The organism is Pseudomonas sp. MT3, from assembly GCF_054720805.1.
Genome location: NZ_JBTVPY010000017.1, coordinates 88,509 through 113,434 on the forward strand (window position 1 = coordinate 88,509; position 24,926 = coordinate 113,434).

A 24,926-nucleotide genomic window follows, 5' to 3' on the forward strand; every position below is an offset into this window, starting at 1 on the left:
CCGCAGTCTTCCCTCTTCGTCCGATTGCGCTATCCTGCGGCCCAGTCTGGTTCCCACCCCAGGAGTCGCCATGCCGTCGTACCGCCTGTTGCTCCCCCTCTCCCTGGCCCTGCTCGCCGGCTGCGCCGGGCAGTCCAAACCCGTGGTCACCCTGGAAGACGCCAGTGACTGCAACCCCCTGAAGCTGCGCGAAGGCCAGGAGCTGGTGCTGATCCTGCCAAGCAACCCCACCACCGGATTCCGTTGGGAAATGCGCAATGCCGCCAATGGCCTGCTGCGCAGCCTGGGCCCCGAGGTCTACAGCAACCCCGAAGATGCAGGCCTGGTCGGCAGTGCCGGCGAATCCACCTGGCGCTTCCGCGTGACCGGCACCGGCGAGGACAAGCTGGAACTGGCCTACCGCCGCCCCTGGGAAGCGGAAGTCGCACCTGCGCAGACCTTCGTCTGCCCCATCGCCGTCAAGTAGATCGCCGCGCGCTGACCGCCCGGCGCCATAAGCCGCTCGCGCTGACGCCACAGGCCTGTGGCGGCGCGGCGCATTGCGGCACAGTGGACACACATTTCCACGGGAGGGAACCCCATGCGCTGGGCATTTCTGGCACTCGGCGGCGCCGTCGCCTACCTGCTCGCCGTCACCTTCGACCTGCCGCCCTTGCGCATGCTGTGCAAGCCGCTGCCGGTCCTCGCGCTGCTGTTCTGGGTGCTGGGCACACCGGCCGACGCCTACCGGCGCTGGATCGCGACAGGCCTGGTGCTGTCGATGCTCGGCGACATCCTGCTGGAATGGCCGCTCAACGCCTTCGTCCCCGGACTCGCCGCCTTCCTGCTGGCGCACCTGGCCTACCTGCTGGCCTACCTCGCCGATACCCGCCGCCTGGCGCCGACAGGCCTGCTGTTCGCCGGCCTGATCGGTGGCGGGCTGTTCGCCCTGCTCTACAGCCGGGGCCTGGGTCCGCTGCTGCTGCCAATCGCGCTGTACAGCCTGACCATCAGTTGCATGCTCTGGCGCGCCCTCGCCCGCCTCGGCCGGAACGACCTGCCCGCCGCCAGCCGCAACCTCGCCGCCGTCGGCGCCCTGCTGTTCGTCAGTTCCGACGCGATGATCGGTATCAGCCGATTCGTCGGCGCCTTCGACGGCTCCTCCTACGCCATCATGCTCACCTACTGGCTGGGCCAGTTCGGTATCGCGGCCTCGGTCACAAGTCGTCACCTGGCTCTGCCATACTCCTCGGGACAACCCACTACCCGAGTCTGACATGCTGCATTTCGCCGTAGCGGCTCTGCTCCTGTGCAGCGCACTGATCGCCAGTGCCGAGCCGCTGCGCCTGGCCGGCGACGACTGGTGCCCCTACATCTGCCCGGACAACCCGGACAAGCCCGGTTACCTGCTCGAAGCCCTGTCCCGCATCCTGAACCAGCCACCGATCTTCGAACCCCTGCCCTGGCCGCGCGCCCTGCAGATGGCCCGCGAAGGCCTGGTGGACGGCGTGGTCGGCGCCTATCCGGAGGAGTCGGAAAACCTCGCCATCGGCGACGAGCCCATCGGCTGGGTGACCATGCGCTTCTACACCCGCGCCGACAGCCAATGGCACTACCAGGGACCGGCGTCGCTGGACGACCAGTCCATCGGCCTTGCCCAGGGCTATTCCTACGGCGCGCAGCTGGACGCCTGGCGCGACAGCCACCTGGACGATCACGACCAGGTGCAGGTCCTCAGCGGCGAGCGGGTACTGGAGCGCAACATCCAGAAGCTGCTGCTCGGCCGCATCAGCGTGTTGCTTGAAGACAGCCGGATCGTTGAACACTATCTCCACCGCCACCGCCTGTCCGAGCGGGTTCGAGCAGCCGGACAGCTTGCCGATAAACGTCCCATGTACGTCGCCCTCAACCCTCGCCTGGAGTCGCTCAAGGAGCGCCTGGCCGAGCTCGACGACGGCCTGCGCGAGTTTCGCCGGAACGACCAGTGGAAGGCGGTGATGCAGGGATACGGAGTGGCTGTGGAGTAGGCTTCCCAGGGCGTGAGAAAAGTCCGGCACAGCGGTTAGCCTTCGGCTATAGATCAATGACAAGAGACTGCGAGAAGGGGAGCTTCCATGCGTGCAGTAGTTCGCTCGATGATGTTGCTGGGAGCAGGCCTGATGCTCTCCGCCTGTGGCAGCCTGCTGCCCAGCGAACGTGCGGAAGTGCAGTCGCCTTTCCTGGACTACCAGGATGCACAGAGCCGCTTCAACCAGGTCGATACCGGGAAAACCACCCGCTCGCAGCTCTATGCGCTGGGCTTCGACCCGTTGTCCCAGGGCAACGCCAAGATGCTCTCGTTCATCGATGTGCGGCTGATGTTCGTGCAACCCAACATTCCCATCGACTATCTGCCCGACGGCCTGATCACCTGCCTGCAGGCGAAGGATCGCTGCGTCGGCTATGCCTTCGACTTCAGCAAGACCGACAGCCAGCGGGTCGGCAGCTTCTGGGCCGACATCTTCAACTTCCGCAAGCGCCGTGAAGTCCAGGGCTGGTCGTTCCGCCCGGTGTTCGTGCTGATCGACGACGTGGTGGTGCACAAGACCAGCAACGGCGAGCCGAACATCCGCCGCCGGGAAGACAAGAAGAATCCGCTCGGCCCGCTGCAGGGCGCCGGCGAATACTTCTCCGACCAGCTCAAGTGACCCTTATCGGCTGAAGCTTGGGCGCACCCGGCGCCTCGGCTACAATGCGCGCCCCGGCAAACCGGGCGCGCCGCGTCCTGTTGCCTGTTCAGCGTAACGAGGCCCCATCCAGCGTGAGCGAATCCGACCGCATCTTCGCCCAGCCGCAAGCCCAGGTTCCCGACTTCACCTTCAACGAGGACGTGGTGCGCGTCTTCCCGGACATGATCAAGCGATCGGTGCCGGGCTACCCCACCATCGTCGAGAACATCGGTGTACTCGGCGCGCGCTTCGCCACCCCGAACAGCGTGCTCTACGACCTCGGCTGCTCGCTGGGCGCCGTGACCCAGGCGCTGCGCCGCCACGTGAAGACCGAGGGCTGCCGTGTCATCGGCGTGGACAACTCCGCGCCGATGATCGAGCGCTGCGGCGAATACCTGCGCGCCCAGGACGCCATGCACCAGGAACTGCTGCCGGTCGAACTGATCGAGGCGGACATCCTCAAGCTGGACCTCAAGCCCTGCTCGCTGATCGCGCTGAACTTCACCCTGCAGTTCATCGCCCCCGAACAGCGCCTGGATCTGCTCACCCGCCTGCACAGCACCCTGCTGCCCGGCGGCGCGCTGATCCTCTCGGAAAAACTGCGCTTCGCCGACGAGCAGGAGCACGAGCTGCTCACCGACCTGCACATCGACTTCAAGCGCGCCAATGGCTACAGCGAACTGGAAATCGCCCAGAAACGCACCGCCATCGAGAACGTCATGCGCCCCGACACCCTGGATACCCACCGCGAGCGCCTGCTGGCCGCCGGTTTTTCCAAGGTCGTGCCCTGGTTCCAGTGCCTCAACTTCGCCTCCCTGATTGCCCTGCCATGATCGAACGCTTCGACTTGGGCCGCCTGCGCCTTGAACTGGCCGGCACGCCACTGGAATCCTGGGCCGCCTCGCTGCCCGCGCAACTGGCCAGCAAGGTCGAGGATGGCCACGGCGACCTCGAACGCTGGCTGGCCGCGGTGGACCGCCTGCCGCCGCTGCAGGCCGCCGCCGTCGAGTTGCGCGAGCGCTTCAACCTCGAAGGCGACTGTGACGAGGACACCCGCGCACAGCTCAAGCTCGCCCTGCAAGGGCTGATCCCGTGGCGCAAGGGGCCGTTCAACCTGTTCGGCGTGCATATCGACACCGAATGGCGCTCGGACTGGAAGTGGGCGCGCGTCTCGCCGCACATCGACCTGGTCGGCAAACGCGTCCTCGACGTCGGCTGCGGCAACGGCTACTACCAGTGGCGCATGCTCGGCGCCGGCGCGCGCAGCGTGGTCGGCGTGGACCCGAACTGGCTGTTCTTCTGCCAGTTCCTCGCCATGAAGCGCTACCTGCCGGACCTGCCGGCCTGGCACCTGCCCTTCGCCCTGGAAGACCTGCCGGAAAAGCTGGAAGGCTTCGACAGCGTGTTCTCGATGGGTGTGCTCTACCATCGCCGCTCGCCCATCGACCACCTGCTGGCGCTCAAGGACTGCCTGCGTCGTGGCGGCGAACTGGTGCTGGAAACCCTGGTGGTGGACGGCGACGTGAACACCGTGCTGGTGCCCGAGGACCGTTACGCGCAGATGCGCAACGTGTGGTTCCTGCCGTCGGTGCCGGCGCTGGAGCTGTGGCTGCGCCGCGCAGGCTTCACCGAGGTGCGCAGCGTGGACATCAGCCGTACCTCGGTGGAAGAGCAACGCGCCACCGAGTGGATGCGCTACCAGTCGCTGCCGGACTTCCTCGACCCGGACGACCACAGCCGCACCCTCGAAGGCCTGCCGGCGCCGCTGCGCGCCACGCTGGTGGCGCGCAAGCCCTAGGTTGCGTCGGGTTCGCGAGCAAGCTCGCTCCTACGAAGCGCGGTGCCGTGGTGGCCGGCTGACGTGTAGGAGCGAGCTTGCTCGCGAACCTCGGCGAATCAGCGATTCGCCGCCGCCACGATCAGCGCCTTCATCTCGGCAACCGCCTGCTTGAAGCCCACGAACAGCGCGTGGGCAACGATGGCATGGCCAATGTTCAGCTCGTTGATCCCGGCAATCGCCGCCACCGGCTCGGCGTTGTGGTAATGCAGGCCGTGGCCGGCATTGACGATCAGGCCGTGGGACAGGCCGAACTCCACGCCATCGCGAATGCGCGCCAGCTCATGGGCGGCTTCGGCCGGGTTGTGGGCGTCGGCATAACGGCCGGTGTGCAGCTCGATGGCCGGCGCACCAATCCGCGCGGAGGCTTCGATCTGGCGCGGGTCCGGGTCGATGAACAGCGATACCTCGCAGCCCGCGGCGGACAGGCGCTGCACTGCCGCGCGGATGCGCACCTCCTGCCCGGCGACGTCCAGCCCACCCTCGGTGGTCAGTTCCTGGCGGGTTTCCGGCACCAGGCAGACGTGGACCGGGCGGATGATCTCGGCAAAAGCCATCATCTCTTCGGTGACGCCCATCTCGAAGTTCATGCGGGTCTGCAGCACTTCGGCGAGCACGCGTACGTCGCGGTCCTGGATGTGCCGGCGATCCTCGCGCAGATGCACAGTGATGCCGTCGGCACCGGCTTCCTCGGCGTCCAGCGCGGCTTTCACCGGGTCGGGATAGCGGGTGCCACGGGCCTGGCGCAGGGTGGCGACGTGGTCGATGTTCACACCCAGCAGAATACGGTTGGCTTCAGTCACGGGAGTTGTCCTTGCGATTCATGAATAACTCGCGGCTGACCAGCGGTCGGCCGCCAAGATGGGGTGCCAGGGCCTGGCGCATCAGACGTTTGGCTGCCGCCAGGGCGCCCGGCGCGCTCCAGTCGGCCTCGGCCATCGCCAGCAGGTCGGCGCCGTGGAACAGCCCCGGCTGCAGGCTGCCGACCGGCTCGAGGCCCGAGTCCGGCAGCAATCGGTAGAGACCCTCGGGGGCCACCGGTTGGCCGACGATATCGCTGTCCAGGGAGAAACCATAGCCCAGCTCGTCCAGCAGCCGCCATTCGAAGGCTCGCAACAGCGGCTCCAGCGGCCGCCCGGCGGCCAGCAGCGGCAGGGTCGCTCGGTAATGGTCGAACAGCGCGGGATGCGGGTCTTCCGCCGGCAACAGGCGGATCATCAGCTCGTTGAGGTACAGGCCGCTGAACAGCGCTTCGCCACTGAGCAGGTTGGGAATGCCGTTGGCTTCCAGGCGTACGACGTTCTTCAGGTCGCTGCGTCCGCGAAACTCGGCCTCCAGCGGCACGAAGGGCCGCGCCAGCGCCCCGGCCTTGCCCCGCGCACCGCGCAATACGGCCCGCAGCCGGCCCTGGGGCGTAAGGAAATCCACCAGCGCGCTGGTTTCCTTGTAGGGGCGGCTGTGCAGGACGAAGGCGGCTTGGGCAGTAGAAGCGAGGCTCATGGCGCTGCGCCTGGAGTGGGAGTCGGGAGGCAGGCGCACTCGGGCGCCCGAAGGATGGGCCCCGCGAAGGCTCGCGGGGCAGTGCAGGTCAGAGGTCGCCGTAGCCCAGCGAACGCAGCGCGCGCTCGTCGTCGGACCAGCCACCCTTCACTTTCACCCAGAGGTTGAGCATGACCTTGGAGTCGAACAGCACCTCCATGTCCTTGCGGGCGTTCTGGCCGATGCTTTTGATCCGCTCGCCCTTCTCGCCGATGATGATCTTCTTCTGGCCGTCACGTTCCACCAGGATCAGTGCATGGATATGCAGGATCGGGCCGTCCTGCTTGAACTCTTCGATCTCCACGGTGACCTGGTACGGCAGCTCGGCGCCGAGCTGGCGCATGATCTTCTCGCGCACCAGCTCGGCGGCGAGGAAGCGGCTGCTGCGGTCGGTGATCTGGTCTTCCGGGAAGAAGTGTTCGCACTCGGGCAGGCGCTCGGCGACCAGACCCTCGAGAATGTCCAGGTTCTGCCCGTGCTGGGCAGAAATCGGCACGACTTCGGCGTTGGGCAGTTGCTCGGCCAGCCATTGCAGGTGCGGCAGCAGCTCTCCCTTGTCGTCCATGCGGTCGACCTTGTTCACCGCCAGCAGGACCGGGCAGCTCACGTACTTGACCTTGTCGTAGACCATCTGGTCTTCGTCGGTCCAGCGGTTGCGGTCGACGACGAAGATCACCACGTCGACGTCCTTCAGCGCGGCGCTGGCCGAACGGTTCATGTAGCGGTTGAGCGCCTTGTCGTTGTCCTTGTGCAGACCGGGAGTATCGACGTAGACCGCCTGCACGTCACCCTCGGTCTTGATGCCCAGCAGGGTGTGGCGGGTGGTCTGCGGCTTGCGCGAGGTGATCGCCAGCTTCTGCCCGAGGATGTGGTTGAGCAGGGTCGACTTGCCCACGTTGGGGCGGCCGACGATGGCGACGTAGCCGCAACGAACGGCGCCTGCTTCATCGTGCTCGGATCGGTCGTGCTGGTCTTGCTCGTGCTCACTCATGGCCATTCTCCACGCCCAGGGCTGCCAGCGCGGCGGCGGCGGCCACCTGCTCGGCGATGCGGCGGCTGCCGCCGTGACCGTGGGTCTTGTCGTTCAGCAGGGCAACCTCGCACTCGACGAAGAAGGTGCGGCAATGCGGCTCGCCCTGGATATCCACCACGTCGTAACGCGGCAACTCGCACCCGCGCGATTGCAGGAACTCCTGCAGGCGGGTCTTGGGATCCTTGTTGGTATCCACCGGGGTCAGCTCACGCAGCTGCGGGCCGAGCCAGGCCATGATCCGCTCACGGGCGGAATCCATGCCGGTGTCCAGGTAGATGGCGCCGATCAGCGCCTCCATCGCATCGGCCAGGATCGACTCGCGGCGGAAACCGCCGCTCTTCAGCTCGCCGGAGCCCAGACGCAGGTAGTCGCCCAACTCGAAACCACGGGCCAGCAGGGCCAGGGTTTCGCCTTTCACCAGGCGCGCGCGCAGGCGTGACAGCTGGCCTTCGCGGGCTTGGGGAAAGTGGTTGAACAGGGCTTCGCCGATGACGAAGTTGAGGATGGCGTCACCCAGGAACTCCAGGCGCTCGTTGTTGCGCCCGGCGAAACTGCGATGGGTCAGCGCCAGGACCATCAGGTCCTGGTCGCGAAAGGTATAGCCAAGCTTGCGCTCGAGTCGATCCAGACTGTTACTCACGGCATTCGTACACGGAATTCTTTGTCGAAGTTGACCACCAGGTCGATGTTCTGCACCAGTGGCTCGCGTTTTTCGTATTTCAGGTGGGCGCGGAACTCGTTGTTCTCGAGTTGCACGTCCAGGGCATCTTCCAACTTGAGGTCGCGGATGTTGTTGAGCATCAGCGCCTTGCTCACGTAAGCGTAGAACTCTGGAACGCTACGCACTTCGGCCGCCTTGTCGGTTTCCACCGAAGTGATGGCCTTCTCGATGGCGTAGTAGTCCAGATAATGCGGGATGATCTTGAACGCCGTGCTGGCCAGGAACGCCACAACGGCGAGTACCACCAGCCAGCTCAGCAGCGACAGGCCCTTCTGCGAACGTGCGTACTTCATATCGACCTCATGTCGGTATCGTTCTTATTGTCCGCCAATCGCGGCGGGTTCAAGTGCAAGCGGGGCTGCCTCGCTCCCCGCGTGCAGCCCCGCCCGGGTTCTAGCACTGTTCGCCACCCAAAGGCTTCGAACGTCTCACAACTTTAGTGGATCACGCCCACTCGCGAGAAATTCGGCAGGTTGCGCTGTTTCGGCTCAGGCCAGCTCATCCAGACCGCGAACGCCTTGCCGACGATATTGCGGTCCGGAACCATGCCCAGCAGGTTCTTCGGAATCTTCGGGTCGTTCCAGTAGCGACTGTCGTTGGAGTTGTCGCGGTTGTCGCCCATCATGAAGTAATGCTCGGCCGGCACTTTCCACTGCCGGCCCGGCTCGATGCGGTAGCGGGTCATTTCCTTGCGGATCAGGTGCTCGACGTCGCCCAGTTTTTCCTTGTACAGCGTCACGCTGCCCAGGCTGCCCGGCTCCTCGCCCATCAGTCTCTCGGCCACCAGTTGGTCGTTGACGTAGAGACGCTTGTCGCTGGTGTAGCGGATGGTATCGCCGGGAACGCCGATCACACGCTTGATGTAGTTGATGTTCGGGTCGCTCGGGTAGCGGAACACCATGACATCGCCGCGCTGCGGATCGCCCACCGGGATCACCTTGGTGTCCAGCACCGGCAAGCGGATTCCGTAGGCAAACTTGTTGACCAGGATGAAGTCACCCACTTCCAGGGTAGGCTTCATCGAGCCGGACGGAATCTGGAACGGTTCGACCAGGAAGGAACGCAGCACCAGCACGATGAACAGTACGGGGAAGAAGGACTTGCCGTACTCGACCAGCACCGGTTCCTTGTTCAGTTTTTCCAGTACTTCCGGATCAGGCTCGCTGACCGTGCCTTCATAGGCGGAAATGGCCGCCCGGCGGCGCGGTGCGAACAGCACCAGGTCCACCAGGGCAAGAACGCCGCACACAGCAACGGCGATCACCAGCAACAGCGGGAAATTCAGTGTCATAGGGTTCAACTGTCCACTTTGAGCACAGCGAGGAAGGCTTCCTGGGGAATCTCCACGCTACCGACCTGCTTCATCCTTTTCTTACCGGCCTTCTGCTTTTCCAGCAGCTTGCGCTTACGGCTCACATCACCACCGTAGCACTTGGCCAGCACGTTCTTCCTGAGCGCCTTGACCGTCGAACGGGCGATGATCTGCCCACCGATGGCCGCTTGAATCGCGACGTCGAACATCTGCCGCGGAATCAGTTCCTTCATCTTCTCCACCAGCTGACGGCCCTTGTAAGGGGCGTTGTCGCGGTGGACGATCAGGGCGAGGGCGTCAACCTTCTCGCCGTTGATCAGCACGTCGAGACGAACCAGGTTGGCCGGCTCGAAGCGATCGAAGCTGTAGTCCAGCGAAGCATAGCCGCGGCTGGTGGACTTCAGGCGATCGAAGAAGTCCAGCACCACTTCGTTCATCGGCAGATCGTAGATCACCTGGACCTGGCCGCTGAGGAAGTGCATGTCGCGTTGTACGCCACGCTTCTCGATGCACAGGGTAATGACGTTGCCCAGGTGCTCCTGAGGCACAAGAATGGTGGCGCGACAGATTGGCTCACGCATCTCGTCGATGGACGAGAGGTCGGGTAGCTTGGACGGGTTGTCGACATAGAGGATGTCGCCGTTCTTCTGCACGATCTCGAAGATCACCGTCGGCGCGGTGGTGATCAGGTCCAGGTCGTATTCGCGCTCCAGGCGCTCCTGGATGATCTCCATGTGCAGCATGCCGAGGAAGCCGATGCGGAAGCCGAAGCCCAGGGCTTCGGAGCTTTCCGGCTCGTACTGCAGCGCGGCGTCGTTCAGGGTCAGCTTCTGCAGGGCTTCGCGGAAGTCCTCGAAGTCGTCGGAGCTGACCGGGAAGAGGCCGGCGTAGACCTGCGGCTTGATGCGCTTGAAGCCCGGCAGGACTTCCACGTCCGGGGTGTTGGACAGGGTCAGGGTGTCGCCCACCGGCGCGCCGAGGATGTCCTTGATGCCGGCGATGATGAAGCCCACTTCGCCGGCCTTGAGGTCCGCAGTCTCGGTGTGCTTCGGGGTGAAGACGCCGACGCTGTCCACCTGGTGGAGCTTGCCGGTGGACTTCACCAGGATCTTGTCGCCTTTCTTGACGCGGCCGTGCTTCACCCGCACCAGCGAGACCACGCCCAGGTAGTTGTCGAACCAGGAGTCGATGATCAGCGCCTGCAGCGGCGCGTCGATCTCGCCTTCCGGAGCGGGAATGGCGCTGACCAGACGCTCCAGCACGTCCTCCACACCCATGCCGCTCTTGGCCGAGCAGGCCACGGCGTCGGTGGCGTCGATGCCGATGATGCTTTCGATCTCGTCCTTCACGCGGTCCGGATCGGCCTGCGGCAGGTCCATCTTGTTCAGGACCGGCATCACTTCCAGGCCCTGCTCGATGGCGGTGTAGCAGTTGGCGACCGACTGCGCTTCCACGCCTTGCCCTGCGTCCACCACCAGCAGCGCGCCCTCGCAGGCGGCCAGCGAACGGCTGACTTCATAGGTGAAGTCGACGTGACCGGGGGTGTCGATGAAGTTCAGCTGGTAGGTCTTGCCGTCCTTCGCCTTGTAGTGAAGGGTGACGCTGTGCGCCTTGATGGTGATGCCGCGCTCGCGTTCCAGGTCCATTGAATCGAGGACCTGGGCCTCCATCTCGCGGTCGGACAGGCCGCCACAGATCTGGATGAAGCGGTCGGCCAGCGTCGACTTGCCATGGTCGATGTGGGCGATGATGGAGAAATTGCGGATATGACTCAGGTCACTCACGGCTGAACACACTCGAAAGGCTGAAGGCGGCAATCCGCCGAAAAATAGCCGGGGAGTTTACCTGACTACGGCACCATGCGCCACGCCGCGCCGGACGGACAGGCATGAAAAAGGGCGGTCGAAACCGCCCTTTTTCAGTACCCGGGCCTTACTCGGCCAGCTTGAAGGTAATGAAGCTCGCACGCCCCTGGCGCAGCACGCGCATGGAGATGGAGCGATCCTTCGGCAGAGACTTGGCGATCTCGGAGAAGCTCTTGGAGGAGTCCACCGCGCGGTTGTTCAGGTGAGTGATCACATCACCCGGGCGCAGGCCGATCATCGCCGCCGGACCACCCTGGACTTCCTTGATCACCACGCCGCCCTTGATGTCCAGCGACTTGCGCTGTTCGGCGGTCAGTTCGGCGACGGTCACACCCAGGCGGTTGCTGCTGCGCTCGGCGCCCTTGCCTTGGACGGCGGCGACTTCATCGTCTTCGTCCGGCAGGTTGCCGATGGTCATGTTCAGCGTCTTGCGATTGCCGTCACGAATGACCTCCAGAGCCGCCTTGTCGCCCGGCTTCATGTTGCCCACCAGATGCGGCAGGTCAGCCGACTCGTTGATGGCCTGACCATTCAGACTGAGGATCACGTCGCCAACCTGCAGGCCGCCCTTGGCCGCCGGACCGTCTTCGACCAGCTGCGCCACCAGGGCGCCGGACGGTTTGTCCAGCCCGAAGGACTCGGCCAGATCCTTGTTCACTTCCTGGATCACCACGCCCAGCCAGCCGCGGCTGACCTTGCCAGCCTTCTTCAACTGATCGGCGACGTTCATCGCCACGTCGATCGGAATGGCGAAGGACAGGCCCATGAAGCCACCGGAGCGGGTGAAGATCTGCGAGTTGATGCCCACGACCTCACCCTGCAGGTTCAGCAGCGGGCCGCCGGAGTTACCCGGGTTGATCGCCACGTCGGTCTGGATGAACGGCACGTAGTTCTCGTTCGGCAGGCTGCGGCCCTTGGCGCTGACGATACCGGCGGTCACCGAATGGTCGAAGCCGAACGGCGAGCCGATGGCCAGCACCCACTCGCCCACTTTCAGCTTGTCGGAGTCGCCCAGCTTGAGGGTCGGCAGGCCCTTGGCCTCGATCTTCAGCACGGCGACGTCGCTGCGCGGGTCGGCGCCGACCAGCTTGGCCTTGTGCTCGCTGCGGTCGGACAGGCGCACGAGGATCTCGTCGGCGTCGGCCACCACATGGTTGTTGGTCAGGATGTAGCCATCATCGGAGATGATGAAACCCGAACCCAGGGACTGCGCTTCGCGCTGCTGGCCACGGGGCGCCTGGCCACGGGGAATGCTGCGTTCGAAGAACTCGCGCAGGCCCGGCGGCAGGCCGTCCAGATCCGGAATGCCCATCTGGGCATTGGAGCGATCCGGAAGCTTCTGCGTGGTACTGATGTTGACCACCGCCGGTGACGCCTGCTCGACCAGCGGCGTGAAGTCCGGAAGTTCGGCATGCGCGGTGACCGTCAGGCTCAAGGCCAGCAGGGCGACCAGCGCAGCCATGCTGCGTTTCAGGGTTTGCATTGACTACAGCTCCCGTGATGTTGATTGGGAAAGACACTAAACCGGGCCGGACGGCCCACCGACCAGCGCACGCAGCACAACCGGTTGCATCGCCGGATCATTCGAATGGCGTCGCGACAGGCGACGCACGAACAGCCAGGCCAGCAGGAATCCCGCCAGCCCGGCCGCCACGACCAGAGGTTCGCCCAAACCGATCCGCGACGCCAGTAGCGCCAGTGCGAAAAGTCCAAGCAGAGGGGAAAGATAGAAGAGCAGAGCACTCTTCAGGAGAAGGTCCTCGCCCACGCCCAACACGACTTCGTCGCCAGGCGCCAGCGGTAGCGAGGACAGGGCGCGCACGCGGCCACGCCCGTTACCGACGCCCAGCCGCTCCAGGAAACCCTGTCCGCAGCCGGCGTTCATCGAACATCCCGAGCAGGTGGAGCGGCGCAGCGTTTCGACCCAGACCGCTCCGGACTCGACCGCTATCACCCTCCCCCGCTCTTCGATCACTCTGGCCGGGCTCCCGATGGCCGCATCGATAGCGCCACCCGCTCAGCCGTACCGCTGGGTATCTCGCCGACCACGGTCACCATCGTGCCACCATCGTCACTGGCGAACCGCCGGGACACGACCGTCGTCGGGCCCAACTGGGTACGCGCATCGTCAACCTTGGCGCCGTGCAGTGGTTCGAGGAATACCGAGAAGCGCGCCAGGCCATCCCCGTACGCCAGGCAGAGCACTTGGTCGTTCGACACCGGACTGCGCTGCTGCAGGGTACTGTTGAGGGTGAACCCCGGAGGAACCCACTCCGAATGCCAGCCGGTTTTCACGCTGGTGCCCTTGAGTTCCTTGACCGGCTGGCAGGCCGATGTCGGCTGCAACTCGGCATCGTCCGGCTGCGTCAGTTCGATACGGGTGAACTGCAACCGCTCGATGATCTGGCCCTTGTCGTTGAGCAGCAGGGACTTGAGCGGCAGACCGGTTTCCTTGTCCACGTGAAGCTCGAAGCCGTAGCGATGCTGGTCACGCGGCAGCACCGCCAGCACCACGGCCGGGCGGTCGGCGATTCGAGACTCGCCGGCCACGCGAATGTCGTACCACGACGACAGCTCCTGCGGGTTCAGCTTGTGCGCGGGCCAGAGCTGCCCCGCCACCACCTGGCTGGCCATGCCGCCACCCACGCATTGTGTGGCGCCATCGACCCGCAGGACTTCCTGCCGCGGCCCATCGGCCTGCACCAGGCGCTCGCGCACCGAACCATCGGCATCGACCCGATGCCAGACATCGTGCGTCGAGAAGGTGCCGCTACGCTCGTAGACGAAAGTACCCTGGAAATTCTGTTGCTGATCCGCCTCGGAGAGGCGCTTGATCCAGTCCAGCGCATCGGCGGCCTGCACCGGCAATGCCAGCAGACCGCCAAGGATGAACAGCAGTGCTGTAGTCGCGCGCATGACGCTCCTTAAGGTCGCAAAATCAGCGGCTTTCCAGGCTCGCGGCGCGTGCGTAAGGCAGAGCGCTGTCCGTGCCGCTTACGGCGGACTGTTGCGCATGCTGGCGCAGATAACCCGGAAGACGCTGCTCATGCCAGGTGGTCTGCCCGCCCTGGGCATTGGTGATCACCTGCGGCGCCTCGTCCTGAGTGTAGCCTGCCAGCACCGCCGGCCCCTGCACTTGCGGCAGAGCGATCTGCGGAGTGGCGCCTTGCTGGGCCAGACCGCTGGCGACGCTGTCGTCCTGATGGTACAGACGCACACCGGCCAGCACGGCCAGGGTCACCGAAGCCGCTACCGCCAGACGGCCGATATTGCGCCACGGACTGCGCTCGCGCGGTGCCGGCGCGGCCTCATCGACCAGGGCTGCGGACACGGCGGCGGCGAGATCCAGCTTTGGCATCGCCGGCTCCCGGTGCATCACCGCACGGGCCAGTTGATAACGGGACCAGGTGGCCCGCAATTCGGCGTCCTCGCCGCAGGCTGCAAGCACTCGCCGCAGCTCAAGCTCATCCGCTTCGTTATCCATGACAGCGGACAGCGACTCCTGCAGGGCTTCACGACTCATAGCGGTACCTCTCTTGGCTGTTGCCGCTGTATCAAACTTCTTCATGCAACAAAGGCTGCAAAGCTTTGTCGATCGCTTCCCGCGCACGGAAGATCCGTGAGCGGACCGTTCCCACCGGACACTGCATCACGGTGGCGATATCTTCGTAACTCAGGCCTTCGAACTCACGCAGGGTCAATGCCGTGCGCAAATCCTCGGGCAGCTGCTGGATGGTGCGATGGACGGTTTCCTCGATCTCATCTCGCAGCATGGCTCTTTCCGGCGATTCGATGTCCTTCAGGGCATGGTCGCCCTCGAAGAACTCCGCGTCTTCCGCCGTGACATCGCTGTCAGGCGGACGCCGACCGCGCGCCACCAGATGGTTCTTCGCGGTGTTGATGGCGATCCGGTACAGCCAGGTATAAAAGGCACTGTCGCCGCGGAAGTTACCCAAGGCGCGATACGCCTTGATGAACGCTTCCTGCGCGACATCCTGAGCTTCCTGGGCGTCATGCACGAACCGCACGATCAGCCCGAGGATCTTATGCTGGTACTTCAGTACCAACAAATCGAATGCCCGCTTGTCTCCGCGCTGTACCCGTTCAACCAGTTGCTGATCCTGTTCCTGGGTTAGCATGAATGCTCCTCTACGAACCTGGAGGAGCTTCGAGCACCCTGGTGAATCGTCCTGCCAAGATAGACTCGGGACTTCTGCAAAAGTTCTCCCCTCCAAGCATGCGCCGCACAGTTTTTTCACATTGGCGGCAACCGGACCCAGACATGCGTCCGAAGCCCGTTGAATTCAACTGTATCGGGCGAAACACCCGCGCCTTCTCCGCGCAGTCCAAGCCTGCGCGAAAGCGACTTAAGGTATTCCGTGTTGGAACCGGAACGACTAAAAAAGTTCCGGCGATTTGCCACGATCCATCACCTGCGACGCAACGCCAGCGCGCGGCCTTCCACGGCATGAGCGGGAATCCGGGGGAGTCCGCCCTGCGGCTGCCGTATGTTGCAGGCGCCTTCGGTGTCATCGGTTCGCCAGTATTGTGCCGTGGCGCCCTTCTATATACTAGGGCGCCTTTTTGGTGGAGCCGGATATGAGTCAGCACTTCCAGCATGATGTATTGGTGATCGGCAGCGGGGCCGCCGGCCTGACGCTCGCCCTGACTCTGCCCGCGCACCTGCGCATTGCCGTCCTGAGCAAGGGCGAACTGTCCCAAGGCTCGACCTTCTGGGCCCAGGGCGGGGTCGCCGCCGTACTCGACGACACCGATACCGTCGAGTCCCACGTCGAGGACACCCTGGTCTCCGGCGCCGGCCTGTGCCGCGAAGACGCCGTGAAGTTCACCGTCGAGCATAGCCGCGAAGCCATCCAGTGGCTGATCGAACAGGGCGTGCCTTTCACCCGCGACCACGAGCCGGGGCGCGAGGACGGCGGTTTCGAATTCCACCTGACCCGCGAGGGCGGCCACAGCCACCGCCGCATCATCCACGCCGCCGATGCCACCGGCGCCGCCATTTTCAACACCCTGCTGGAGCAGGCGCGCCTGCGGCCGAACATCGAACTGCTGTCGCAGCGGGTTGCGGTCGACCTGATCACCGAGCGCAAGCTCGGCCTGAAGAGCCAACGCTGCCTGGGCGCCTACGTGCTGGACCGCAGCACCGGCGAAGTCGACACTTTCGGCGCGCGCTTCACCGTGCTCGCCTCCGGCGGCGCCAGCAAGGTCTACCTCTATACCAGCAACCCGGACGGCAACTCCGGCGACGGTATCGCGATGGCCTGGCGCGCCGGCTGCCGGGTCGGCAACCTGGAGTTCAACCAGTTCCACCCGACCTGCCTGTACCACCCGCAGGCCAAGAGTTTCCTGATCACCGAAGCCCTGCGCGGCGAAGGCGGCCTGCTGCGCCTGCCCAATGGCGAGCGCTTCATGCAGCGCTTCCATGCGCTCGCGGAACTCGCACCGCGCGATGTCGTGGCCCGCGCCATCGACCATGAGATGAAGCGCCTGGGTATCGACTACGTCTACCTGGACATCAGCCACAAGCCCGCCGAGTTCATCCGCGAGCACTTCCCCACGGTCTACGAGCGCTGCCTGGACTTCGGCATCGACATCACCCGCGAGCCGATCCCGGTGGTGCCCGCGGCCCACTATACCTGCGGCGGCGTACTGGTCGACCAGCACGGCCATACCGACGTGCCGAACCTCTACGCCATCGGCGAAACCACCTTCACCGGCCTGCACGGCGCCAACCGCATGGCAAGCAACTCCCTGCTGGAGTGCTTCGTCTACGCCCGTTCGGCGGCGGCCGACATCATCGGCAAACTCGAACGCGCGCCCGTTCCTGCGGGCCTGCCCGGCTGGGACGCCAGCCAGGTGACCGACTCGGACGAAGACGTGATCATCGCGCACAACTGGGATGAACTGCGGCGCTTCATGTGGGACTACGTCGGCATCGTGCGCACAAACAAGCGCCTGGCCCGCGCCCAGCACCGCGTGCGCCTGCTGCTGGACGAGATCGACGAGTTCTACTCGAACTACAAGGTCAGCCGCGACCTGATCGAGCTGCGCAACCTGGCCCAGGTGGCCGAGCTGATCATCAACTCCGCCATGCAGCGCCGCGAAAGCCGCGGCCTGCACTACACCCTCGATTATCCCGACCTGCTGCCCGAAGCCCGCGACACTATCCTGGCGCCGCCCACCTATTGCGGCTGAAGCGCAGCCTGACCCGCAGGCGCCGGTGAATGTCCGGCGCCAGGGCGTCGGCCGGCACGCAGACGCTGCGAGTCAGCCACTGGCCGGGACGGCGGAAACGCAGCACGATCAACGCCGGCAGCGCCAGGCTGTCCGGCATCAGTTGCACCGGCTGGAATCCTTCCCGCTCACTCCACACCCGCCAACCCTCGGCGTCATGGCGCAGCGCGCGCACCGAAGCCGGTCCGCGCAATAGAATCCGCGCCGGCACCACCCAGCACGCGTGCAGCAGGCAAAGGCTCAGGCCGAGCGACGTCCAGTGGAGGGGAATGTCGGCGAGCAGCAACGCCAGGATGGCGAGCGCCTGCGCGCCGAGATAGGCCGCCAGCAACCCGATGGACGGTCGCCAGCGGCATTCGAAGGGGTCACTTCGGCTGGACACGGTCCAGGATCATGCGAACGATGATGCGCAGGTCGGCATCTTCCGGCTCGCCACGCTGCATGAACCAGCCGAACATGTCCTGGTCCTCGCACTCCAGCAGCTTGCGGAAGCGCGCCTGGTCATCCGCCGGCAGGCCGGGGTAGACCTCCTGGACGAAAGGCACCAGCAGCACGTCCAGCTCCAGCATGCCGCGGCGGCTATGCCAGAAAAGGCGTTTGAGTTCGATTTCGTCGGTCATCTGCAGGTACCTCGAATAACGGCGGGCAAATACATCGGATCGCTCGCGCGGTCGATGGCCGGCGCGAGCCGAGCGGCATTATACGCATTCGGCCCGGCTCCCGGCACCCGCTGACAAGGCTCGGTCCGGGCTCTATCATGAGGCCCCTAACTTTCTTCCAGCGAATCGTGATGGCCGCCTCCGCTTTCTTCACCGTTCTCGATCACGAAGGGATCCTCGCCGTACGCGGCGCGGATGCCGCCAAATTCCTCCAGGGCCAGTTGACCTGCAACCTCAGCTACCTGGACGCCGAAACCTCCAGCCTCGGGGCGCGCTGTACCCCCAAGGGGCGCATGACGTCCAGCTTCCGCATCGTCGCCGACGCTGACGGTTACCTGCTGGCGATGGCCGCCGACCTGCTCGACAGCCAACTGACCGATCTCAAGAAGTACGCCGTGTTCTCCAAGGCCAGCCTGTCGGACGACAGCGCCCAGTGGGTGCGCTTCGGCCTGAGCGGCGCCGATGCCCTGCTCGCCGGACTGGGCCTGACGCTCGAAGGCCAGGCCGACCGGGTGGCGCGCCACGACGGTCTGATCGCCATCGCCCTCGGCCACGGCCGCGTCGAACTCTGGGTGCCGGCACAACGGGCCGCCGAGCTGCGCGAACGCCTGGACGCGCAACTGGCGCATGGCAGCCTCAACGACTGGCTGCTCGGCCAGGTCCGCGCCGGCGTCGGCCAGGTATTCGGCGCCACCCGCGAGCTGTTCATCCCGCAGATGATCAACCTGCAGGCCGTCGGCGGCGTGAGCTTCAAGAAGGGCTGCTACACCGGCCAGGAAATCGTCGCGCGCATGCAGTACCTCGGCCGCCTCAAGCGCCGCCTGCATCGTCTCGCGCTCGACGGCGCCGAGCTGCCGGAGCCGGGCCGCGAACTGTTCTCGCCGGTGCATTCCACCAGTGTCGGCGAAGTGGTGCTGGCCGCCCAAGCGGCGGACGGTGTGGAGCTGCTGGCCGTGCTACAGGACGACGCCGCCACCGACGGCCGCGTGCGCCTGGGCGAGGCCGAGGGCTCGCCGTTGCGCCTGCTGGACCTGCCCTACGTCCTGGACAGCGACCGCGAGATTCAGCGCTGAATACCCGCCGGGCGGGGAGCCCGGCGCTCCTCCCTCACGGATGCGGCGTTTCCGTCGCCAGGGCGGTCCCCATCCGGCACGGGGCAAGGCATGAAGCTGGCGATTTGGTGACCCAAATAACCGACGCGCCACGCAGCGCCGTGCACAATGCGGCCCGTGCCTACGGGTTGCTCGGCAACACGACTCAACACGAAGCGACATCAGACTCAACCAGGAAGTGCCATGAGCAAGCTTGCCGACAAAGTACAACAGGAACTGCTGCGGGCCATCGAGAACGATGAGCTGGTGCTGCCGACGCTGCCGGAAGTCGCCCTGCGCGTGCGCGAGGCGGCGGAAGACCCGGACATCAGCATCCAGGCCCTGAGCAAGGTGATCGGCAACGACGCCGCGCTGACCGCGCGCATCATCAAGGTGGTGAACAGCCCCCTGCTGCGCACCAACAAGGAAATCACCGACCTGCAGATGGCGATCAGCCGACTGGGGATCAACTACACCTGCAACCTGGCCACCGGTCTTGCGATGGAACAGATGTTCCAGGCCACCTCCGACGTGGTCGACCGCAAGATGCGCGAGGTCTGGAACAAGAGCACCGAGATCGCCGGCATCTGCCATGCGCTGTGCCGCCACTACACCCGCCTGATGCCGGACCAGGCCACCCTCGCCGGCCTGGTGCACCAGATCGGCGTGCTGCCGATCCTCACCTACGCCGAGGAGCACAGCGAGCTGCTGGCCGACTCGATCAGCCTCAACCATGTGATCGAGCGCATCCACCCGATCGTCGGCGAGCGCATCCTCAAGGCCTGGGAATTCCCGACGCCGATCGCCGCCGTACCGGGCCAGCACCTGGACTTCGCGCGCGACTCGGCCAAGGTCGACTACGTGGACATCGTCCAGGTCGCCACCCTGCAGAGCTACCTGGGCAGCCAGCACCCGTACACCGAACTGGACTGGAGCCGCATTCCGGCCTTCGCCAAGCTCGGCCTGGACCCCAGGGCCAACCTCAAGGAAGACGAAGACCTCTCGGCGGCGATGGAAGCCGCGATGAGCATGCTGCAGTAACGGGAAACCTCCGCGAGACTCTTGCTCTTCGTGGGAGCGAGCTTGCTCGCGAACCAAGGTTTCCTGCGACTCCGCTGTCAGGCGGGTTCGCGAGCAAGCTCGCTCCTACAGGGGCCGGACCTGCCTGAGACTTCGCAGCGTCAGCTCTCGTAGAAGTGGATCTTGTCCACGAAATCAATCCCCCCCAAAACCCGCCCTTACCGGCGGGTTTCGCGTTGCTGGCTCAAAGGTTTTCCACCGGGAAGCTCACCCGCACCAGCAATCCACCCAACGCCCCCTGCGCCAGCTCGATCCGTGCCCGGTGCGCGCTGCAGATCTCGCCGACGATGGCCAACCCCAGGCCGGTACCCTGCCGGCGGCGGCGGTAGAAGCGGCGGAACACCTTGTCGCGTTCCTCCGGAGGAATCCCCGGACCGTCGTCCTCCACTTCCAGTCCCGCTGGCGACAGCACACGGATGATCACATTGCCGTCCGCCGGGGCGTGGGCGATGGCGTTATCCACCAGGTTGCTGAGCAGTTCGTTGAGCAGGGTCGGATCCCCCTTCACCCACACCGGATCGTCCGCCTCCAGCGCCAGCGCAACGCCACGCGCATAGGCCAGCGGCGCCAGCGCCAGGCCCAGCTCCCGTGCCAGTTGGCCGAGATCGATGTCCTCCCCCGCCCCTTCGGCGATGGCGCGCGCGCCACTTTCGACGCGCGCCAGGGACAGCAACTGGTTCGCCAGCCCAGTCACCCGGTCGGTGTTCTGCACGGCCTCCGCCAGGGTGGCGCGCCATTGCTCAGGGTCCTGCTCGCGCAGGCCCAGTTCCAGCCGTGCCTTGAGCGCCGCCAATGGCGTGCGCAGCTCATGGGAGGCCTCGGCGATGAACTGCGACTGCCGGTCGAACAGCTCGCGCAGGCGCACGGTGAAATGGTTGAGCGCCGCCACCAGCGGACGCAACTCACGCTGTACCCGCACTTCCGGCAACGGCCGCAGATCGTCCGGCTGGCGCTCCTCAACCGCCGCGCGCAGGCGATCCAGCGGGCGCAGCCCGGCGCTCACGGCGTACCAGACCATCAGCAGCGCGGCGATGGCCGACAGCGCCAGGTTCAGCAACGTATCGCCGAGCAGGTTGCGCGCCAGTCGCTCGCGGGCGCCCAGGGTTTCCGCCACGCGGATTTCCGCCATGCCGCTGACCGTCGGCTGGCTGACCGGTTGCAGCAGGCTCACCACCCGCACGCCCTGGCCCTGGTACTGGGCGTCGTAGAACTTGGCCAGCGCCGGATAATCGTCGGTGCGCGGCGTACCGTGGGGCGCCGCCGGCAGGCTCTCGTAGCCGGAAACCATCCGCCCCTGGGGGTCGATCACCTGGTAGAAGATGCGCCCGGCGCTGTCGTACTCGAAGCTGTCCAACGCCACGTAGGGCACGTTGGCGCGCAAGGTGCCATCGCTGGCGTAGAGGCCGTCGGCGATGTCCCGCGCGGAGGCCAGCAGGGTGCGGTCATAGGCGATGTCAGCGGCATGGCGCGCGCGCCAGTAGGTCACCGTGCTGCCGATCAGCAGCAGTACCAGCAGCATTCCGCCCAGCCGCCAGAGCAGCCGTCCGCGCAGGCTGCCCACGCCGAGGAAGCCCCAGCGGCGCTCAGCCATCCCGGGCCTCGAGCAGATAGCCCAGGCCGCGGAAGGTGACGATGCGCACCGAACTGCCTTCAAGCTTCTTGCGCAGGCGGTGCACGTAGATTTCGATGGCATCGGCGCTGGCGTCCTGGTCCAGGCCGAACACCTGGGCGGCCAGTTGCTCCTTGCTCATCACCCGTCCAGGCCGGGCGATCAGCGCCTCCAGCACCGCCTGCTCGCGGGAGGTCAGGTTCATCGCCTGTTCGGCCAGGGTGAAGCGCCGCGCGCCGAGGTCGTAGACCAGCTCGCCGCAACGCTGCTGCTGTTCGCCGCCGAGCACGCTACGCCGCAGCAGGGCCTTCACCCGCGCTTCCAGCTCCGTCAGTTCGAAAGGCTTGGCCAGGTAATCGTCGGCACCCAGGTTCAGCCCGTGCACGCGGTCGCGCACTTCGCCGCGCGCGGTGAGCATCAGCACCGGCAGGGTCTTGCCGCGCTCGCGCAGGCGCGCCAGTACCTGGAAGCCGTCCAGGCGCGGCAGGCCGACGTCGAGGATCGCCAGGGCGTAGTCCTCGCTGGCCAGGGCCAGGTCCGCGGCCACGCCGTCCTGCAGCAGATCCACGGTCCAGCCGGCGCCCTTGAGCGCCTGGGCGACGCTTTCACCAAGCTGCGGATGGTCTTCGACCAGAAGGATTCGCACGCGGATTCACTCCTACGACGACAGGTTCGGGCCGGCAGTTTACCCATCCACGCGCCGCTGTGAATGGGGGAAATTCGCTGAAAACACTATGAAAGGCGACTGAAAGCCTGGTGAAAGCTTAGCCCGTTAGCATCGCCCCCAAGCGGCGAAGACTGCTCAGAGCGAAAGGCGGCGTGGTGCCCTTTCGTGACAACAACAAAAACCGGAGACCACAGATGACCACTGCCCAGCCCCAGGCTGCACTGGCTGTCCGCAAGACCTTCCCTGCCAGCCTGTCCCCTGCCCGCGCGAGCGCCCTGATGGCTTTCGCCGGCTTCGCCCCACTGTGCGACGCCGCCGGGTTCTTCGAAGACAGCAGCGCCAAACTCAGCACCCAGAATATCTACTTCAACCGCGACTTCCGCGACGGCAGCGGCCAGTCCAAGCGCGAAGAATGGGCGCAGGGTTTCATCCTCGACTTCCAGTCCGGCTACACCCCCGGCACCGTCGGCGTCGGCCTGGACGCAATGGGCATGCTCGGCCTGAAGCTCGACTCCAGCCCGGACCGCACCGGCACCGGCCTGCTGCCGACCCACGACGACGGCCGCGCCGCCGACGAGTACAGCAAGCTGGGCCTCACCGCAAAGTTCAAGGTCTCCGAGACGGAGCTGAAGATCGGCAGCCTGATCCCCGACCTGCCGACCCTGCAGCCCAACGACAGCCGCCTGTTCCCGCAGACCTTCGAAGGCGGCCTGCTCAACTCCACCGACCTGCCCGGCCTGGACTTCACCGGCGGCCGCCTGGAAAAGGCCAAGGACCGCGATTCCACCGACTTCCAGGACCTCGCGCTGAACAACAAGAACCGCCGCTTCTCCGGCGGCAGCGCCGCAGGCGATCACTACGACCTCGCTGGCGGCGACTACAAGTTCACCGACAACCTCACCGGCCGCTACCACTACGCCGCCCTGGACGACGTCTACCGCCAGCACTTCGTCGGCATGCTCGCCAGCTACCCGCTGGGCCCCGGTAAATTCAGCGCCGACCTGCGCGTGGCGATCAGCGACGACGAGGGCGCGGCCCGTGGCGGCAAGATCGACAACCGCGCCTTCAACGGCATGCTGGCCTACGCCCTGGGCGCCAACAAATTCAGCCTCGGCTGGCAGCAGATGAACGGCGACACCGCCTTCCCCTACATCGATGGCAGCAACCCCTACCTGGTGAACTTCGTGCAGGTCGGCGACTTCGCCGACGCCGAGGAACGCTCCTGGCAACTGCGCCACGACTTCGACTTCGCCGGCCTCGGCCTTCCCGGCCTGACCCTGATGAACCGCTACATCAGCGGCGACGATGCCAAAATCAACGGCATGGACGGTCACGGCAAGGAATGGGAGCGCGACACCGACATCAAGTACACGATCCAGAGCGGCCCGCTGAAGGATGTCGCGGTGCGCGTACGCAACGCCACCTACCGTTCGAGCTTCGCCCGCGATGCCGACGAAACCCGCGTCTACCTCAGCTACTCCCTGGCGATCTGGTAAACCGACAACAACAAGAGAGGAATTGCCCATGTCCACCGTTCTGCGCAACCTGACCCTGGCCGGTGCCACCCTGTTGTTCGCCGGTAGCCTGATCGCCGAGCCCAAGCGCCCGGAATGCATCGCCCCGGCCTCCCCCGGCGGCGGCTTCGACCTCACCTGCAAGCTGGCGCAGAGCGCCCTGGTCGACGAGAAGCTGCTGTCCAAGCCGATGCGCGTCACCTACATGCCCGGCGGCGTTGGCGCCGTGGCCTACAACGCGGTGGTCGCCCAGCGCCCCGCCGACGGCAACACCATCACCGCCTTCTCCAGCGGCTCCTTGCTGAACCTGGCCCAGGGCAAGTTCGGCCGCTTCGACGAAAGCGCGGTGAAATGGCTCGCCGCGGTAGGCACCAGCTACGGCGCCATCGCCGTGCCGGCGGACTCGCCGTACAAGAACCTCGGCGACCTGGTCGCCGCGCTCAAGGCCGACCCGAGCAAGGTGGTGATCGGCTCCGGCGGCACCGTCGGCAGCCAGGACTGGATGCAGACCGCGCTGATCGCCAAGGCCGCCGGCATCGATCCGAAGCAACTGCGCTACGTCGCCCTGGAAGGCGGCGGCGAGATCGCCACGGCGCTGCTGGGCGGGCACATCCAGGTCGGCAGTACCGACATCTCCGACTCCATGCCGCACATCCGCGCCGGCAAGATGCGTCTCTTGGCGGTGTTCGCCGAGGAGCGCCTGAAGGATGAAGGCATGACCGACATCCCCACCGCCAAGGAGCAGGGCTACGACATCGTCTGGCCGGTGGTGCGCGGCTTCTACCTCGGGCCGAAGGTCAGCGACGAGGACTACGCCTTCTGGAAGGCCGCGTTCGACAAGCTGCTGGCCTCGGAGGACTTCAAGAAGCTGCGCGACCAGCGCGAACTCTTCCCCTTCGCCATGACCGGCCCCGAGCTGGACGCCTACGTGAAACAGCAGGTCGCCCAGTACAAGCAGCTCGCCCGCGAGTTCGGCCTCATCCAGTAACGCCCCGTACTGTGTCGGGGGGGTGCCTGGGGAAGGGGGAAAACAAGGGTTCCCATATCCCCAAACCAC

27 protein-coding genes are annotated in these 24,926 nt (G+C 65.6%); 11 read left to right on the forward strand and 16 right to left on the reverse strand.

Going from position 1 to position 24,926, the window contains the following annotated elements; genetic code table 11:
• Positions 1-70 precede the first annotated feature (70 nt).
• The 6 genes from ACYCAX_RS18150 to cmoB all read left to right on the forward strand — a co-directional run bounded on the left by ACYCAX_RS18150 (position 71) and on the right by cmoB (position 4,485).
• Positions 71-466: a protease inhibitor I42 family protein gene (locus tag ACYCAX_RS18150; RefSeq protein ID WP_015476103.1), complete on the forward strand. Its 396-nt coding sequence runs from the start codon at positions 71-73 to the stop codon at positions 464-466.
• Between the two features lie 114 nt (positions 467-580).
• On the forward strand, positions 581-1,255 hold the full coding sequence (locus ACYCAX_RS18155; RefSeq protein ID WP_460248545.1) for a lysoplasmalogenase: 675 nt from the start codon (positions 581-583) through the stop codon (positions 1,253-1,255).
• 1 nt (position 1,256) lies between these two features.
• Entirely contained in the window at positions 1,257-2,006 is a 750-nt protein-coding gene (locus ACYCAX_RS18160; RefSeq protein ID WP_015476101.1) for a substrate-binding periplasmic protein, read from the forward strand.
• 87 nt (positions 2,007-2,093) lie between these two features.
• Positions 2,094-2,666, forward strand: a complete 573-nt coding sequence (locus ACYCAX_RS18165; RefSeq protein WP_041711791.1) for a hypothetical protein — start codon at positions 2,094-2,096, stop codon at positions 2,664-2,666.
• Positions 2,667-2,779: 113 nt separating this feature from the next.
• Positions 2,780-3,520, forward strand: coding sequence for a carboxy-S-adenosyl-L-methionine synthase CmoA (gene cmoA, locus ACYCAX_RS18170; protein ID WP_460248546.1), 741 nt, complete (start codon positions 2,780-2,782; stop codon positions 3,518-3,520).
• On the forward strand, positions 3,517-4,485 hold the full coding sequence (gene cmoB, locus ACYCAX_RS18175; protein ID WP_460248547.1) for a tRNA 5-methoxyuridine(34)/uridine 5-oxyacetic acid(34) synthase CmoB: 969 nt from the start codon (positions 3,517-3,519) through the stop codon (positions 4,483-4,485). The genes cmoA and cmoB overlap by 4 nt, the downstream gene beginning before the upstream one ends.
• A 98-nt stretch (positions 4,486-4,583) precedes the next feature.
• On the opposite strand, the gene pdxJ is transcribed toward cmoB, so the two are convergent.
• The 12 genes from pdxJ to rpoE all read right to left on the reverse strand — a co-directional run bounded on the left by pdxJ (position 4,584) and on the right by rpoE (position 15,133).
• Positions 4,584-5,327 carry a pyridoxine 5'-phosphate synthase gene (gene pdxJ / locus ACYCAX_RS18180; protein ID WP_294977449.1) on the reverse strand — a complete coding sequence of 248 codons (744 nt, stop codon included), beginning with the start codon at positions 5,325-5,327 and terminating at the stop codon, positions 4,584-4,586.
• Positions 5,320-6,024 carry a DNA repair protein RecO gene (gene recO, locus ACYCAX_RS18185; protein WP_015476096.1) on the reverse strand — a complete coding sequence of 235 codons (705 nt, stop codon included), beginning with the start codon at positions 6,022-6,024 and terminating at the stop codon, positions 5,320-5,322. Before recO ends, pdxJ begins: the two co-directional genes overlap by 8 nt.
• Before the next feature lie 88 nt (positions 6,025-6,112).
• Positions 6,113-7,054 (reverse strand): GTPase Era, encoded by a 942-nt coding sequence (gene era / locus ACYCAX_RS18190; protein ID WP_015476095.1) that lies wholly within the window; start codon positions 7,052-7,054, stop codon positions 6,113-6,115.
• Complete coding sequence (gene rnc / locus ACYCAX_RS18195) at positions 7,047-7,736, reverse strand: ribonuclease III (protein ID WP_015476094.1); 690 nt, start codon at positions 7,734-7,736, stop codon at positions 7,047-7,049. Before rnc ends, era begins: the two co-directional genes overlap by 8 nt.
• The gene (locus tag ACYCAX_RS18200) at positions 7,733-8,110 is read right to left on the reverse strand and encodes a DUF4845 domain-containing protein (RefSeq protein ID WP_015476093.1); all 378 of its coding nucleotides are present in this window, start codon (positions 8,108-8,110) and stop codon (positions 7,733-7,735) included. Before ACYCAX_RS18200 ends, rnc begins: the two co-directional genes overlap by 4 nt.
• A gap of 143 nt (positions 8,111-8,253) precedes the next feature.
• Complete coding sequence (gene lepB, locus ACYCAX_RS18205; RefSeq protein ID WP_015476092.1) at positions 8,254-9,108, reverse strand: signal peptidase I; 855 nt, start codon at positions 9,106-9,108, stop codon at positions 8,254-8,256.
• A gap of 5 nt (positions 9,109-9,113) precedes the next feature.
• Complete coding sequence (gene lepA / locus ACYCAX_RS18210; RefSeq protein WP_015476091.1) at positions 9,114-10,913, reverse strand: translation elongation factor 4; 1,800 nt, start codon at positions 10,911-10,913, stop codon at positions 9,114-9,116.
• A gap of 148 nt (positions 10,914-11,061) precedes the next feature.
• Entirely contained in the window at positions 11,062-12,477 is a 1,416-nt protein-coding gene (locus ACYCAX_RS18215) for a DegQ family serine endoprotease (RefSeq protein WP_015476090.1), read from the reverse strand.
• A gap of 36 nt (positions 12,478-12,513) precedes the next feature.
• The gene (locus ACYCAX_RS18220; protein ID WP_294977452.1) at positions 12,514-12,969 is read right to left on the reverse strand and encodes a SoxR reducing system RseC family protein; all 456 of its coding nucleotides are present in this window, start codon (positions 12,967-12,969) and stop codon (positions 12,514-12,516) included.
• Entirely contained in the window at positions 12,966-13,910 is a 945-nt protein-coding gene (locus ACYCAX_RS18225; protein ID WP_294977453.1) for a MucB/RseB C-terminal domain-containing protein, read from the reverse strand. Before ACYCAX_RS18225 ends, ACYCAX_RS18220 begins: the two co-directional genes overlap by 4 nt.
• Positions 13,911-13,932: 22 nt before the next feature.
• Complete coding sequence (locus ACYCAX_RS18230; protein ID WP_294977454.1) at positions 13,933-14,517, reverse strand: sigma-E factor negative regulatory protein; 585 nt, start codon at positions 14,515-14,517, stop codon at positions 13,933-13,935.
• Positions 14,518-14,548: 31 nt separating this feature from the next.
• Complete coding sequence (gene rpoE / locus ACYCAX_RS18235; RefSeq protein ID WP_015476086.1) at positions 14,549-15,133, reverse strand: RNA polymerase sigma factor RpoE; 585 nt, start codon at positions 15,131-15,133, stop codon at positions 14,549-14,551.
• A 460-nt stretch (positions 15,134-15,593) separates the two neighbouring features.
• Here rpoE and nadB point away from each other — a divergent pair, with 460 nt between their 5' ends.
• A complete protein-coding gene (gene nadB, locus ACYCAX_RS18240; RefSeq protein ID WP_015476085.1) occupies positions 15,594-17,210 on the forward strand; it encodes an L-aspartate oxidase in 1,617 nt (538 codons plus the stop codon).
• Here nadB and ACYCAX_RS18245 read toward each other — a convergent pair.
• Both ACYCAX_RS18245 and ACYCAX_RS18250 read right to left on the reverse strand, forming a co-directional pair.
• On the reverse strand, positions 17,179-17,631 hold the full coding sequence (locus ACYCAX_RS18245; protein WP_041711787.1) for a protein YgfX: 453 nt from the start codon (positions 17,629-17,631) through the stop codon (positions 17,179-17,181). The genes nadB and ACYCAX_RS18245 overlap by 32 nt on opposite strands.
• Positions 17,615-17,869 carry an FAD assembly factor SdhE gene (locus tag ACYCAX_RS18250; protein WP_015476083.1) on the reverse strand — a complete coding sequence of 85 codons (255 nt, stop codon included), beginning with the start codon at positions 17,867-17,869 and terminating at the stop codon, positions 17,615-17,617. Before ACYCAX_RS18250 ends, ACYCAX_RS18245 begins: the two co-directional genes overlap by 17 nt.
• Before the next feature lie 170 nt (positions 17,870-18,039).
• Between ACYCAX_RS18250 and ygfZ the strand changes: the two genes are divergently transcribed.
• Positions 18,040-18,981 carry a CAF17-like 4Fe-4S cluster assembly/insertion protein YgfZ gene (gene ygfZ / locus ACYCAX_RS18255; RefSeq protein WP_460248548.1) on the forward strand — a complete coding sequence of 314 codons (942 nt, stop codon included), beginning with the start codon at positions 18,040-18,042 and terminating at the stop codon, positions 18,979-18,981.
• 222 nt (positions 18,982-19,203) lie between these two features.
• Complete coding sequence (locus ACYCAX_RS18260) at positions 19,204-20,040, forward strand: HDOD domain-containing protein (RefSeq protein WP_015476081.1); 837 nt, start codon at positions 19,204-19,206, stop codon at positions 20,038-20,040.
• Positions 20,041-20,263: 223 nt separating this feature from the next.
• Here ACYCAX_RS18260 and ACYCAX_RS18265 read toward each other — a convergent pair whose 3' ends face one another.
• Positions 20,264-21,670 (reverse strand): sensor histidine kinase, encoded by a 1,407-nt coding sequence (locus ACYCAX_RS18265; RefSeq protein WP_460248549.1) that lies wholly within the window; start codon positions 21,668-21,670, stop codon positions 20,264-20,266.
• Positions 21,663-22,334 carry a response regulator gene (locus ACYCAX_RS18270; protein WP_015476079.1) on the reverse strand — a complete coding sequence of 224 codons (672 nt, stop codon included), beginning with the start codon at positions 22,332-22,334 and terminating at the stop codon, positions 21,663-21,665. The genes ACYCAX_RS18265 and ACYCAX_RS18270 overlap by 8 nt, the downstream gene beginning before the upstream one ends.
• Positions 22,335-22,549: 215 nt before the next feature.
• Here ACYCAX_RS18270 and ACYCAX_RS18275 point away from each other — a divergent pair, with 215 nt between their 5' ends.
• A complete protein-coding gene (locus tag ACYCAX_RS18275; protein WP_294977459.1) occupies positions 22,550-23,851 on the forward strand; it encodes an OprD family porin in 1,302 nt (433 codons plus the stop codon).
• 28 nt (positions 23,852-23,879) lie between these two features.
• Positions 23,880-24,857, forward strand: coding sequence for a Bug family tripartite tricarboxylate transporter substrate binding protein (locus ACYCAX_RS18280; RefSeq protein ID WP_460248550.1), 978 nt, complete (start codon positions 23,880-23,882; stop codon positions 24,855-24,857).
• Positions 24,858-24,926: the final 69 nt, after the last annotated feature.